This window comes from Streptococcus sanguinis (genome assembly GCF_020729725.1).
Taxonomy (GTDB): Bacteria; Bacillota; Bacilli; order Lactobacillales; family Streptococcaceae; genus Streptococcus; species Streptococcus sanguinis_V.
Map to the genome: position 1 here is coordinate 169,096 of NZ_JAJEPA010000021.1, position 12,244 is coordinate 181,339.

The following is a 12,244-nucleotide window of genomic DNA, read 5'->3' on the forward strand; positions in this document are numbered from 1 at the left end:
ATGTTAAACTTATCTATAAGCATAAGTTTATGACAGATTTGAGAAAGGATGAATCGGAATTAGATGAAGAAAATTTTTGAAGCTAAAGTAATTCAAGTGGGGCCTGAAGCTCAGAATATGATTCAAGATGCCAATATGCTCATTTTATTTGGAGAAGAAGCTCCGGAAGACTTAGCAGAGTATTGTTTTAAAATCGATAACAAAAATCTTCTAGGTGCAATACTAGAAGGTGGAAAGCTGGTCGTAGATAGTCAGGAATATTCGATTACTGCCGTAGGAAATGTAGTAGAAAAAAATTTAACTGGACTGGGCCATATCACTATTTCTTTTGATGGTTCAAAAGAGGGGAGCCTGCCGGGCACTCTCCATGTTGCAGCAGACCAAGCAGTAGTAATTGAAAAGGGCTCTACCATTCAGATTTTTGAAGCTGCCTAAGTAGGATAAAATATCTAAATAAGAATACTAGAAAAATAAGAGTCTAAAAACTTGATTCAGAGCCTGGGCAAAAAGTCCAGGCTTTTGAGTCTAAATTAGAAAAAATAGATGACGCAGTGGTTGATTGGCATCTTCCTTCGCTTTTTAAGCTCCAAAGATGACCTAATCAACTGTGCGGGGGTGGGAAGACGAACTTTTTAACTTGTTTGAAGTTCTTTCCCACTCCCTTTTTGATAGGAAGAATAATTTATGTTATAATATTGTAAAATTTGTCATTATTTTTCAATGTTTTCGCAATATGACAAATCAATAAAATTTATAAGGAGAAAACCATGTCAGATAAAGATGGACAAGGTCAAGTGCAAGGGGCTTGGCAAGAAAATCAACCTAGCCAGCCAATGCAAGGGAATTTCCAGCAGATTCAGCCGCAAGGATTGCCTGATAAGAAAGGCAATATCGGAAAAGTCATAGGACTTTCAATTTTTGCTCTCATAATTGGTCTTTTGATTGGCAGCGGTTCAGCTTATTTTATCGGCAAGCAGGCGCAGACAAATAAGGATATACAAAGGATTAAGCGCCTGAGTAAGGCTCAGGAAGAAGCCCAAGACAAGAGTGACAGCTTTACTACAGACGGGCAGTCGGTTCAGTTTAATTGGACTTTGAAAGACTTGGGACGGTTGAGCTATACAAATGATGAAGGATTAGGTCTGACGGCTGATCAAATCGTTGAAACTTATGGCTTGGCTAGTTCAGCAGAATATGATCGTAATCGTCTGTTACTCCGATGGGGCCCTTCTGTCAGGGACAAGGAGCAAAATATTTCTTTTCAATTTGATAAAGTTGACCAGAACTACTATCTGAGACAAGTGGTAGTTGGAGATTCTTTTAAAGAATATAGAAAAGGGAAGGAAACGACAGATTGGAGCGTATTATCTCCCAAAGACCTTGAACGTTTGAAAGAAGGAGACAAGGAAACGGGTGAAGGAGGAACAGCTTTATCAGAGGTTCTGAAGAAGCATCCTGTTCCGTCAGAAATTGTCATCACAAGCGAGCGTGACGTAGATAATAAGATTATCTCCAACCGTCTGATTGCTGAGGTGACTTATAAAACAGAAGATGGTTATGAATACCTATTGTTTGTAGGCCAGCCAGATGGAAATTTCTTATATATAAAGTCAGAGGAAATGTAAGTTTTTAGTTATTTAGTTTATCTTTTGTAACTGACTGCTTTCAAAGCATTTCGTTATTAAAAGAGAACTGATAAGACTATTGGAAATAAACAAGAAAGAGGAAAGAATATTGACAGAACAGCAAACACAGCATTCTTTTGAGCCTTCAAGGAATGCTCAGTCGCAAGAGGAATTCCCGCATCATTTTCAACCTCAGCAAGGCCATGTTTCAAGTCCGCAGGGACCAACTCCGCCTTTGACCAAGAATAAATCCTGGAAAGGAATCCTGATAGGCGGAGCCTTGCTTTCTCTTGGTCTTGGACTAATCGGAGGGGGAATCTGGGGATTTAGAATGGGAGTAGCGGATGTCATCAAAGGGGAATATCCTGTGCTCCATCCTTTGGCAGATGCTGGGGAATCAAAGAGAGATCAATCAGATCAGTACATTGACCCTGATACTACTGAGTTCAAGTGGGATATTGATAGTTTGTCAGAGTTACGGTTCAATACTATTCAGACAGATACGAATGGTACTTCTGTGGAAGATATTCTAGATAAATATGGTAAGGCTTTAAAAGAAGAGATCTCTCGTGACAGCCTTGATTTAGAGTGGGGAACGCTTCAAGATTCTGATGATGAGGAGGACTGGCCAATTTATTATACAGATCAAACTGCTTCTCTGGATTTTGAGAAGAAAAAAGATGGTTTCTATCTGAATAGCCTTCATATCTATAATATTCGCTTTGAGGGAAGCAAACATAATGCTGAGGACGAAGCGATGGCGGCTGATTACTTTGAAAAATTGAAAAAAGGCGATGCAAAGACTGGTAAAGATGGCATTTCCTATAAGGAAGTTTTTAAGGAATATGGCAGTCCGCGAAGTATCTCTATTCGTGTAGATGAAGATTTCAATGAGGATACTAGTCAAACCATTATGGAGGCGGCTTATGACGCTCCTAATGATGGTACTTATAGGTTGTTCTTCGTTCAGCAGGAGGACGGAAACTATCTTTTGTCCACTACTGCCAATAAATAAAACAGAACTCAAATAATAAAAGGAGAAACGATGTCAGAACAAAATAAACCGCAGGAACAATCTTTAGAAGGATTGGCTCCGTACCCGCAGCAAGTCCAGTCATCAGACTCAGGACAATTTGTAGCTAACTCAACAGAGGGGCAGCCTCGCCCAGCAGAAGGGGGCAGTCCTGAAATGCCGAATCCTAATCAAGATTTTGGTGTTCAGCAACCCATTTTTGACGCTCCACAGCAGCAGATGCCTCAGCAGGATAATTGGGGAAATCCCGCTTTTCAAGAAGCAATTCCTCAGGGATTTAATCCAGCTGGTCAGAACTTTGCCGGACCACAGCAAGCTGCAAACTTCGCTGGCCAGCCAAGTCCAGAGCCAAAGAAAAATAGTACGGGCAAGCTGATAGGATTTTTAGGAATAGGTCTGGCAGCGGGACTATTGCTAGGAGGTCTCGGCGGCTATTTCCTAAATGATTTTATGAGTGGGGGAAGTGTGCCAAGTCTGTCTCGAAAGGGACATCAAAGCGATGTTGCTTCTTTTGTGGCTCCGTCAAAAGAGGATGTATATGAGTGGGAAGTGAAAGACCTTGAAAAGCTGAGCATTGTTAGTGCGGATGATGAAGGATTGACCCCTGAACAAGTAGTCAAAGATTTTGGCTTGGCCAGCAGTGTGACGTTTCAAGAAGAAGGGCTCTCATTGTCTTGGTTACCTGACTCTAGTTATACCACTCTGACCTTTATGAAACACGAGGATGGCAGCTACCATCTTCAGGGTATGAGTATTATGCCCGGCAGTGACGACTATGATAAAAAGGTATCTAGCCAGATTACAGAGAGCTTAAAGACGGGTGATGCGGAAACAGGCGAGGGCGGTTCTTCCTTTAAAGAAGTAATCAAGGAATACCCAGAATATCAACATATCTCAGTTTATGGGGATGGTGAATCAGAGCCGAAGATGCTTGTAAACTATGAAACCTCTTCAAATAAGGAGATAACTTTGACTTTTATCCGTCAGGAAAACGGACAGTATCTATTGAGTAATCTTTCTAAATAGAATAAATGAATAGGGGTGCTTATCTCACAAGCTGGAAGTTCTGAACGGTACGCAAAAGATTAAAATAACCATTGATGCTAACAGCGGGAACATTTTGAACGAAAGAATTAAATAATATCGTTGGTATATGGTTTGGAATTGCTTTGTTAGGCACGGACGAAAGTTCGTGTCTTTTTCCTTGTAGATTTAGAGCTAAACCTGTTCAAAATATGATATACTGGAACAAGACTGTCTTAGCGAAACATTGCCTTTTCAAAGTGTTTAGAGGAAGGGTGAACTGAGAAGTTAAAAGGACTATTCATCAAAGTCTCACATTAGTTATTTTTGTTGTAAAATATTTTAAATAGTAAATGATGTTTTAAAAAAGTTATTGATACAGATATGGTATTTCTAGCTTATTGAAGAAAGAGAAGCTAGCGACTGTCTGTTAGAGCAGATCTATCGAAATGAATGAAAAATGCTATCTTACTAATGCTGATTAGTTTAAAAAATATGATTGGGAGAATATATGGAAAAAAGAAATCTAGAAGCCTTAAGACGGGAACATAAATCAAAATTTAACAAGGTTCAGCCTAAAAGAAGGGACGTCAATCATTCTGTATTCCCATCCAAAAAATCTGAAGAAGAGAAATCTCAGGTTTTGGCTCAATCTCAAATGATTGAGAAAAAAGTAGTAGAAAAAATAGAAAACATTGAGTTCAATGAATCCTCTTCTAATCCAGTAATTAATGTAAGCGACAAAGATAGTAGGGCTCAGTTAAGCTATCAGGATGTTTCAGAGACTCCAGACGGCTTGAGAACTGAAACAGAGATTAAACGAGTTTCAACGGCTGAGTCAGATGACTTCTTACACCTGAGGGAGAGAGAGTTATCTCGCCTTATTTTTGCTTTAGAATCCTTGAAATCTAAGAAGAAAGAATCACTCTATTTTAAGGATGAAACTAATCGTCCAGACTCAGAACTTGTATCTGAAGCAGAAGAGTATGAGCTGCGTCCGAGATTTAGTGCTGAGGAGCTCGCTAAAAAAGAAGAGAATGAGGCTTTTTGGAAGGAAAATTCGGAGACTTCATCTGATAGTTCTATGGGTTGGAAACTTATGTGGGCGTTTTTCATGTTACTCATAGGACTAGGAGCTGCAGGGCTAGTTTCCAATCCGAGTTCTAAAACAAACAATATTTATAATGATTCTTTTGATATTTATCAGGGGGGAATGTCATCTAACAGCGAAAAGGATTTAACTTCTACTAATCGTTCAGAATTGATTGCTGGAGAAGAATATCAGTTCCATATCACTTATGATGATCTCGCACTTTTGTTTGCGGATTTTAAAGGAACTGCCTCTCGTTTAACTGCAGACGAAGTGGTTGCTAAGTTAGGAAAAGCGAAATCAGGGAGAGAACATAACTATGATAATCAAATAATAACACTGAATTTAGATTATCCTGATGCAGGATCAAATGCTTCGGTTTCAATTTCTTTTTCTAGTTACGGTAGTGTGGGAACGCCTAAATTAGATTCTCTGTTCAGTCATCATCTTAGCAGCAATAGTTTACCAAATCGAAATTCTCAATTAACTCGTCAAGATTTTTCTGGTATAGAGAAAGGAAAATCCTACCAAGAAGTTGTCGGTCAATTGGGATTGCCAGATAGCCTTTCTATCTATACAAATTACATATCTTCTAGCAAAGTGTCTATTAGTTACCAGTTATCTGATGGCCAAATAGTTCATCTTTCTTTTGGAGTCTCTGATTCTCAAGGTTATATATTAGAAAAAAATTCTGGTTTAGAGGATGGAGCAGGAGAAACAAACACTTAGCGCTTGATGTAGAAGCTAATTTTGTTCAAGGTGCTAAAAGCATAGAGTTAAAAAAATACAATAGGAGGATGGATGAAAAAAAGAGATTTAGAGTCATTGAGACAACAGCACAAGGCTAAATTTACAGGAGGTAAATCGGCGTCAGCTAAAAAAGAGCAGCGACAACCTCAAAAAAGTCCTGATATTGATAAAACGAAAGAAGAATCACATCAGTTACCAACAGGAGAGAAGAAACTCGAAACAAAAACTGATTGGAAGCAAGGGGAGTTTGTAGAGAAGAGGAGAAAAAATTTAAAGTGGGTCTGGACAAGCGGGTCAATTCTTTTAGTGATATTGGTGCTTATTCCTATTTTTCGATATGTTTCTTCAAATAAGGGAAGTCAGGAACGCAACACCTATCAATCTAGTTGGTCCTCTAGTAAGGAAAGTGAGAGTTACTCTTTTTCGGAAACATCATCTCGCTCATGGGAGGTTCCTGAGGATGAGACTTCTCAAGAAGCGACAGCTTATGTTGATAAGAAAGCAGCTAACTTCGCTTGGACATTTGATGATATCTTAGCTCTTCAAGTCTATTCATCTGAACAGCAAGGAAGTGGACAAGACGCTCCAACTGCCGAAGAAATTATCGAACGGTTTGGGAAGGCAACTTCTGGAGGAGAAAGCAATAACGGTAGCGACGATACACTTTATCTTTTTTATAGTGAATCGAGTGGACAACAAACAGCTAGTCTTTTGTTCAAAAAAATTGACGGCAAGTACCGACTGAGCACAATTCGTGGTAACCAACTGAGCAGTTCGCTTTACTCAAGTGGCTCAGAAACGCTGACTGAAGCAGATTTCCAGGACTTGAAAGCAGACGAGTTTGGTCAAGGTGCCCACATTCAAGATGTGGTGTCGCGTTTTGGTTTGCCACAAGTTATCAACAAGTCTGTAGACTATAAAGACAGAACGATTGTCTATCTCAAATATAAGCTGACGAATAAAAGCTATCTTTACTTAGACTTTGCCTTATCAAAGACAGGGGATTATCGACTGACTCGGAAGTATGTTTATTGATAAGAAGATTCTTGTTCTACAGTTTAGGATTATTTGATTGAGGATGACATGATAATTGAGGCATGAAGGAGAGAATGATGCCAAGAAAAGAGCGGGAGAGTATGCGCCAGAAGCGTCAAACTAAATTTCAACAGGGTCAGAAGAGAGCAGGAAAAGTTCAAGAGAATCAGGAACTAGCTATTACTGAAGCGGAGCGCCAAGAAGTTACGAAGAATAGGGTGGAAAATAAGTGCTCTACTCCGGTTGAGAGAGACAGAAAAGGAATTCTTGGACGTAAGCTTGTTAATAAACAAGTGCTGTGGTTATCAGTAGGTTTCTTGTCCATCCTCTTGCTTTTGTCAGTTCCTTATTTGGTGGAACGGTTTGAACATTTCTTATCCCCTCAGAGAGTATTGGACGAATATGTGGATAAGGGGAACAATCATTTTGACTGGACTTATGAGGATATTAGTCAGCTTCAACTACAGAAAAAAAGTGATGTTGATGAGCGAAGTGGGTCTGGACTAACACCCAAGGATATTGTGAAGAAATTTGGTAAAGCGCAGTCAGGTAATCTAGCTCCTTTCCTGAATCAGACTGATGGGCGCATGAGTCTTTTCTATTCTCGAGAAGAACCGCGGCAGCGTTTGTCTTTCTACTTTGAAAAAATAAATAATGAATATCAATTGTCAGGTATTTATTCTTATAATCTTGCTAGTTCGCAGCATGTTCAAAGCCGAACGGATCTAAAAGAGGAAGATTTTGAACATCTTGTCCTTGGTAAAGAGTTTCAAAACGAAGATGGAACTAGCTATCAGGAAATTTTAGAGAAGTTTGGTCTATCAAAATACATAGAAATTGATTCCGGTGGCGAGAGTGGTCAAAAGCTGAATGTTTTATATAAGTTGAAGGATGGGAAATATGTAAGTCTCTGGTTCACCGTTTCTCAGGCCGGTGACTATCTTCTTTACGAAAAACATATCACCTGATGTTAGCTATCTTGAGAGCGAAAAGTATCAGTAGGCAATGATTGAAGATGCTTATGAGTATTCATTGCAGTGGAAAATTAAAAATATCCTCTATTGTGCGACCAAGGTTCATTTTATTGAATGGATAGTATTTGTCAGATTATGAAAAAGTAGGCAGACGGTCTTCTTTGTTTTAAAAAAATAATTGATAGAAAAAATAGAGATTTGGTTTATTTGAGGAGAAGAGCATGGGAAGAGGACGAAAAATTCAACGAGAATGGTCAAAGAAGACGGGATTAAACAAGCAAGCAACTAGTGTATTCTCTGATAGCAGTCCTCAGGGGGAAGTCTTTGAGGCTACAGCTAAAGAAAAACAGCAAAAAAAGTAGGCAGGGAATCGAAAACCTAAACTTATATCAAGTTTAGGTCAGTCTCGATACGCCTCTTTGTTAGTAGTTTCTACAGGTCTAGTGCTAATTACTTGTTTTTCAATCCTTGTATCATATATGTGGCCAAGGTCCAATCAAGTACCAAATGAGTCATCAGCGCAGTCTGCTAGTACTGTTCAGAATGAATCAGAAGACAATATAAAGAAGCAGACTGAAGAATATTCTGACCTTATTGAAGAGAATCGACAAATAGACTTTCAAATAGAAGATGTGCTACAGATGGTAAAAACGATGAAAGAACCTAATGTACTTCCACAGGATATTGTTGAGAAGTATGGAAAAGCTAGTTCCGGTAGCATAGATAATAGCGTGAAAGGCAGCCAACTAGTTGAATTGACGTATAAATTAATAGGAGAGAAAGGAGATATTATCTTAAGGTTTAGGGATGTTGGAGGTCAAACAGAGCTCTCATTAGTATACGTTAGAATATTTCGTAATGCTTGGGGGCCAGTTACGAAATCGGTCGATGATTACCAATCTCTTATTCCTCAAGATGAGCAAGAAGGAATGGAAGTAAAACAGGCCATAGCAGAACTGGGGATGCCTAAAACCATTTATGCTTCTAAAGTAGGTAAGGGGCAAGTTGTTTTAATTAGTCTTAGTTATTCCACCACAGACAATATGACGGTTTCTTTGTATTTTGATGAAGTAAATGGGCTTTACCGTCTAAAAAGTTTGCTGACCAGCACGGTCTGAGAAGATAGACCAGAAACGCCAGAATCTTCTTTAAAAATCAAGAGGCTTGCGAAAATAGAACTAAAAAAAATCCTGATGAGAGTATCAGAAAGGCGTTGGGGAAGTAAAAGTCTAAGGAATAGATGGAACCAATCGCAATGGGCCTTATCACAATCGGGTATCTAGGGTGCCCTAAAACATTTGGAGCTTCCAAATACTTATTACAAAGTAGGAATCAAGGGACATTAATCTGAGTCTATGTTAGATAGAATCCACTGTCATTTGGAATTTGCAGAGGATAAAGATAGGAGACGTCATTTAAAAAATATTCAATCCTCTGAATAGGGAATAATAATATCGTTCTAAGAAAGTACAAACTAAACTTCTGAATTGTGTTATAATAGATAAATATTAGATGGCTAGGAGAGAGTGTATCTTTCTCTACATAAAGAAATGGAAAGAACAGAGAGGTAAAGCTATGTCTGCTACTAAAATGAACGCTCAAGAAATTATCAAATTTATCGCTGATGCCAAGAAAAAAACTCCTGTCAAGGTAACCTTTGATGGAGAATTGCACGGATCAATCCCTTGGTCTGTTGTGAAGTTAGGCAATGTTCTTTTTGGAGACTGGGAAGAAATCAAGCCGCTCCTAGTGAACTTAGAGGAAAATAAGACTTATGTCGTAGAGCAGGATGCCCGCAACTCAGCGGTGCCGCTTTTGGATAAGCGTGACATCAATGCCCGCATTGAGCCGGGCGCTATTATTCGAGACCAAGTTGAAATTGGCGACAATGCTGTCATCATGATGGGGGCGGTCATCAATATCGGTGCGGAGATTGGTGCTGGGACCATGATTGATATGGGGGCTATTCTGGGTGGCCGAGCGATTGTCGGCAAAAACAGTCATGTCGGTGCTGGTGCGGTTCTGGCGGGAGTCATTGAGCCGGCTAGTGCTGAGCCAGTTCGGGTTGGAGACAATGTGCTGATTGGTGCCAATGCGGTTGTGATCGAAGGTGTACAAATTGGCAGTGGTTCCGTTGTTGCGGCTGGTGCGATTGTGACCCAGGATGTTCCGGAAAATGTAGTGGTTGCTGGTGTTCCGGCACGAGTTATCAAGACTATTGACGAGAAGACCCAGCAGAAGACAGCTCTGGAAGACGCTCTGCGTACTCTTTAAAGATGGCATAAAGATGAATTGATTGGGTGCAGCCCAACACTTTGACTGGTCTGACAAGATTTTAAAGGAAAGAAACAATGCTTGATTACCTGAACATTCGCCGTGATTTACACCAGATACCAGAAATCGGTCTGGAAGAATACAAGACTCATGCCTACCTGATGCAGGTCATTGATGGCCTGACAGCTGGCCTAGACTTTGTGGAAATCCGAACTTGGCGGACTGGTATTTTGGTCTTTATCAAGGGAAGTTCACCAGATAAGACGATTGGCTGGCGGACAGATATTGATGGTTTGCCGATTGTGGAGGATACAGGACTGGACTTTGCCAGTACTCATGAAGGTCGCATGCATGCCTGCGGACATGATATGCACATGACGGTGGCTCTAGGTCTGCTGGAGCAAGCTGTGAGCACTCAGCCTACCCACAATCTGCTTTTTCTCTTTCAGCCTGCAGAGGAAAACGAAGCTGGTGGAATGCTCATGTACGAAGACGGTGCTTTTGGTGACTGGCTGCCAGATGAGTTTTATGGACTTCATGTGCGACCGGACCTCAAGGTCGGTGATATTGCGACTAACAGAGGAACTCTCTTTGCTGGTACCTGTGAGGTCAAGCTGACTTTTAAGGGGAAGGGAGGCCATGCGGCCTTTCCTCATGAAGCCAATGATGCTTTGGTGGCGGCTAGCTACTTTATCACCCAGGTGCAGACCATTGTCAGTCGCAATGTCGATCCTATCGAGGGGGCGGTTGTGACCTTTGGTTCGCTCCATGCTGGCACGACCAACAATGTCATCGCAGAAACGGCCTTTTTGCATGGCACCATTCGGACTCTGACTCAGGAGATGAACCTCTTGACTCAGAAGCGCTTACGGGAAATAGCAGAGGGCATAGCCCAAAGTTTCGGTCTGGAATTGGACTTGGAGCTTAAACAAGGTGGCTACCTACCTGTAGAAAATCATCCTGACCTAGCAGACGAATTGATGGACTTTTTCCAGAAGGAAGAAGGAGTGCAGCTGATTGATATTGCGCCGGCTATGACAGGTGAGGACTTCGGCTATCTGCTCAGTAAGGTCAAGGGTGTCATGTTCTGGCTGGGAGTGGACAGTCCCTATGCCCTCCATCATCCCAAGATGACACCCGACGAGGCAGCACTGCCTTTTGCTATTGAAAAGATTGGAAAATTCCTAGATTATAAAATCAACGAAAGATAAGAAAAAGGTGGACGAGCTGCATGAAAAAAGAGCTGAGACAAACTGTACTGAACCAGATGAAGACACTGTCAGGAAAAGAAAAAGAGCAGGCAGATAACTGGCTGACCCAGCACTTGCTCAGTTCAGCAGCTTATCAAAAAGCTCAGGTTATTGCTACCTACCTTTCTATGCCGCATGAAGTCTCAACTGCATCCTTTATCAAGCAGGCTCAGTTAGATGGTAAGCGGGTTTTAGTGCCCAAAACCTATGGCCAGGGTCGGATGATATTTGTGGATTATGATGAAAGCCGCCTGCAAAAAAGCTCCTTTGGCCTTATGGAGCCGATGAGCGAAGAGGCTGTGGAGAAGACGGAGATTGATCTGATTCATGTGCCGGGTGTGGTCTTCAATTCTCAAGGCTTTCGGATTGGTTATGGCGGTGGCTACTATGACCGCTATCTGGCTGATTTTGCTGGAGCGTCTATCAGCAGCATCTATAGTTTTCAACAGTCTGATTTTGAACCCGATTATCACGATATAGCAGTAAAGGAAGTACTGATTTATGAACTACATCTACGATAAAAAATATCCTGTGACCAGTATTTTGCTAATTTTGACAACACTTGTCTTTGTGGGGATGCTTATTTTACGTGGCTTTTCTTATGCTGAAGCACAAACGGTCTTTGAATTTGGAGCAGTGTATTCTCCAACTATTATCATGAATCCCATTCAGATATGGCGCCTCTTTTCTGCTATCTTTGTGCATATTGGCTTGGAGCACTTTGTGGTAAATGTTATTACTCTTTATTTTATTGGACGGCAGGCAGAAGACATTTTTGGCTCACGAAATTTCTTTCTGCTCTATATGATGTCTGGCCTAATGGGAAATATCTTTGTCTTCTTTTTCAGTCCAGATGCTCTATCAGCAGGAGCTTCAACCGCCTTGTTTGGACTTTTTGCCTCTATCGTGACCCTGCAATATGTCGTTCGCGACAGCTACATTCAGCAGCTGGGGCAGTCTTATATGACCTTGATTGTGGTCAATATCATCTTTAGTTTCATGCCTAGTATCAGCTTGGCGGGGCATTTGGGCGGTTTGATTGGTGGCATACTCTGTGCGGTCATTCTCCCTATCAAAGGCTCAAGCAATGCCTTTAAACCTGCTCAGCGCTGGCTAGTCCTATTCGGTTATCTAGCCTTGGCTGCCCTTCTAATTTTTCTAGGCTTTCATCATTCTTTGATTTAATGAAT

Annotated in this window: 13 protein-coding genes; all 13 read left to right on the forward strand. The window is 40.9% G+C overall.

The genetic code is table 11. The features are described from left to right. Positions 1 to 63: 63 nt before the first annotated feature. The 13 genes from K4I03_RS10990 (at position 64) to K4I03_RS11050 (ending at position 12,239) form a co-directional block, all read left to right on the forward strand. On the forward strand, positions 64 to 435 hold the full coding sequence (locus K4I03_RS10990) for a PTS glucitol/sorbitol transporter subunit IIA (RefSeq protein ID WP_125382629.1): 372 nt from the start codon (positions 64 to 66) through the stop codon (positions 433 to 435). Positions 436 to 767: 332 nt separating this feature from the next. Then, complete coding sequence (locus tag K4I03_RS10995; RefSeq protein ID WP_227965327.1) at positions 768 to 1,625, forward strand: hypothetical protein; 858 nt, start codon at positions 768 to 770, stop codon at positions 1,623 to 1,625. A 79-nt stretch (positions 1,626 to 1,704) separates the two neighbouring features. Next, positions 1,705 to 2,640, forward strand: a complete 936-nt coding sequence (locus K4I03_RS11000; RefSeq protein ID WP_227965329.1) for a hypothetical protein — start codon at positions 1,705 to 1,707, stop codon at positions 2,638 to 2,640. Between the two features lie 30 nt (positions 2,641 to 2,670). Then, positions 2,671 to 3,684 (forward strand): hypothetical protein, encoded by a 1,014-nt coding sequence (locus K4I03_RS11005; RefSeq protein ID WP_227965330.1) that lies wholly within the window; start codon positions 2,671 to 2,673, stop codon positions 3,682 to 3,684. Positions 3,685 to 4,192: 508 nt separating this feature from the next. Then, a complete protein-coding gene (locus tag K4I03_RS11010; protein WP_227965332.1) occupies positions 4,193 to 5,500 on the forward strand; it encodes a hypothetical protein in 1,308 nt (435 codons plus the stop codon). Between the two features lie 72 nt (positions 5,501 to 5,572). Beyond that, complete coding sequence (locus K4I03_RS11015) at positions 5,573 to 6,556, forward strand: hypothetical protein (protein WP_002893971.1); 984 nt, start codon at positions 5,573 to 5,575, stop codon at positions 6,554 to 6,556. Between the two features lie 74 nt (positions 6,557 to 6,630). Beyond that, positions 6,631 to 7,524, forward strand: coding sequence for a hypothetical protein (locus K4I03_RS11020; RefSeq protein WP_227965335.1), 894 nt, complete (start codon positions 6,631 to 6,633; stop codon positions 7,522 to 7,524). A 227-nt stretch (positions 7,525 to 7,751) separates the two neighbouring features. Beyond that, on the forward strand, positions 7,752 to 7,892 hold the full coding sequence (locus K4I03_RS11025; protein WP_004193930.1) for a hypothetical protein: 141 nt from the start codon (positions 7,752 to 7,754) through the stop codon (positions 7,890 to 7,892). Positions 7,893 to 8,171: 279 nt separating this feature from the next. Continuing rightward, positions 8,172 to 8,648, forward strand: coding sequence for a hypothetical protein (locus K4I03_RS11030; protein WP_227965337.1), 477 nt, complete (start codon positions 8,172 to 8,174; stop codon positions 8,646 to 8,648). 457 nt (positions 8,649 to 9,105) lie between these two features. Next, positions 9,106 to 9,804, forward strand: a complete 699-nt coding sequence (gene dapD, locus K4I03_RS11035; protein WP_002917803.1) for a 2,3,4,5-tetrahydropyridine-2,6-dicarboxylate N-acetyltransferase — start codon at positions 9,106 to 9,108, stop codon at positions 9,802 to 9,804. 77 nt (positions 9,805 to 9,881) lie between these two features. Next, the gene (locus K4I03_RS11040; RefSeq protein WP_227965338.1) at positions 9,882 to 11,015 is read left to right on the forward strand and encodes an N-acetyldiaminopimelate deacetylase; all 1,134 of its coding nucleotides are present in this window, start codon (positions 9,882 to 9,884) and stop codon (positions 11,013 to 11,015) included. A 20-nt stretch (positions 11,016 to 11,035) separates the two neighbouring features. Further along, the gene (locus K4I03_RS11045) at positions 11,036 to 11,575 is read left to right on the forward strand and encodes a 5-formyltetrahydrofolate cyclo-ligase (protein ID WP_227965339.1); all 540 of its coding nucleotides are present in this window, start codon (positions 11,036 to 11,038) and stop codon (positions 11,573 to 11,575) included. Further along, positions 11,556 to 12,239 carry a rhomboid family protein gene (locus tag K4I03_RS11050; protein ID WP_227965340.1) on the forward strand — a complete coding sequence of 228 codons (684 nt, stop codon included), beginning with the start codon at positions 11,556 to 11,558 and terminating at the stop codon, positions 12,237 to 12,239. The genes K4I03_RS11045 and K4I03_RS11050 overlap by 20 nt, the downstream gene beginning before the upstream one ends. Positions 12,240 to 12,244: the final 5 nt, after the last annotated feature.

What these genes read in the sequence shown, in the direction of transcription:
- K4I03_RS11045 (WP_227965339.1), top strand. Translation starts at nt 11,036, where the DNA reads ATGAAAAAAGAGCTGAGACAAACTGTACTGAACCAGATGAAGACACTG.
- K4I03_RS10990 (WP_125382629.1), top strand. Translation starts at nt 64, where the DNA reads ATGAAGAAAATTTTTGAAGCTAAAGTAATTCAAGTGGGGCCTGAAGCT.
- K4I03_RS11025 (WP_004193930.1), top strand. Translation starts at nt 7,752, where the DNA reads ATGGGAAGAGGACGAAAAATTCAACGAGAATGGTCAAAGAAGACGGGA.
- K4I03_RS11040 (WP_227965338.1), top strand. Translation starts at nt 9,882, where the DNA reads ATGCTTGATTACCTGAACATTCGCCGTGATTTACACCAGATACCAGAA.
- K4I03_RS11050 (WP_227965340.1), top strand. Translation starts at nt 11,556, where the DNA reads ATGAACTACATCTACGATAAAAAATATCCTGTGACCAGTATTTTGCTA.
- K4I03_RS11010 (WP_227965332.1), top strand. Translation starts at nt 4,193, where the DNA reads ATGGAAAAAAGAAATCTAGAAGCCTTAAGACGGGAACATAAATCAAAA.
- K4I03_RS11015 (WP_002893971.1), top strand. Translation starts at nt 5,573, where the DNA reads ATGAAAAAAAGAGATTTAGAGTCATTGAGACAACAGCACAAGGCTAAA.
- dapD (WP_002917803.1), top strand. Translation starts at nt 9,106, where the DNA reads ATGTCTGCTACTAAAATGAACGCTCAAGAAATTATCAAATTTATCGCT.
- K4I03_RS11005 (WP_227965330.1), top strand. Translation starts at nt 2,671, where the DNA reads ATGTCAGAACAAAATAAACCGCAGGAACAATCTTTAGAAGGATTGGCT.
- K4I03_RS10995 (WP_227965327.1), top strand. Translation starts at nt 768, where the DNA reads ATGTCAGATAAAGATGGACAAGGTCAAGTGCAAGGGGCTTGGCAAGAA.
- K4I03_RS11030 (WP_227965337.1), top strand. Translation starts at nt 8,172, where the DNA reads ATGGTAAAAACGATGAAAGAACCTAATGTACTTCCACAGGATATTGTT.
- K4I03_RS11020 (WP_227965335.1), top strand. Translation starts at nt 6,631, where the DNA reads ATGATGCCAAGAAAAGAGCGGGAGAGTATGCGCCAGAAGCGTCAAACT.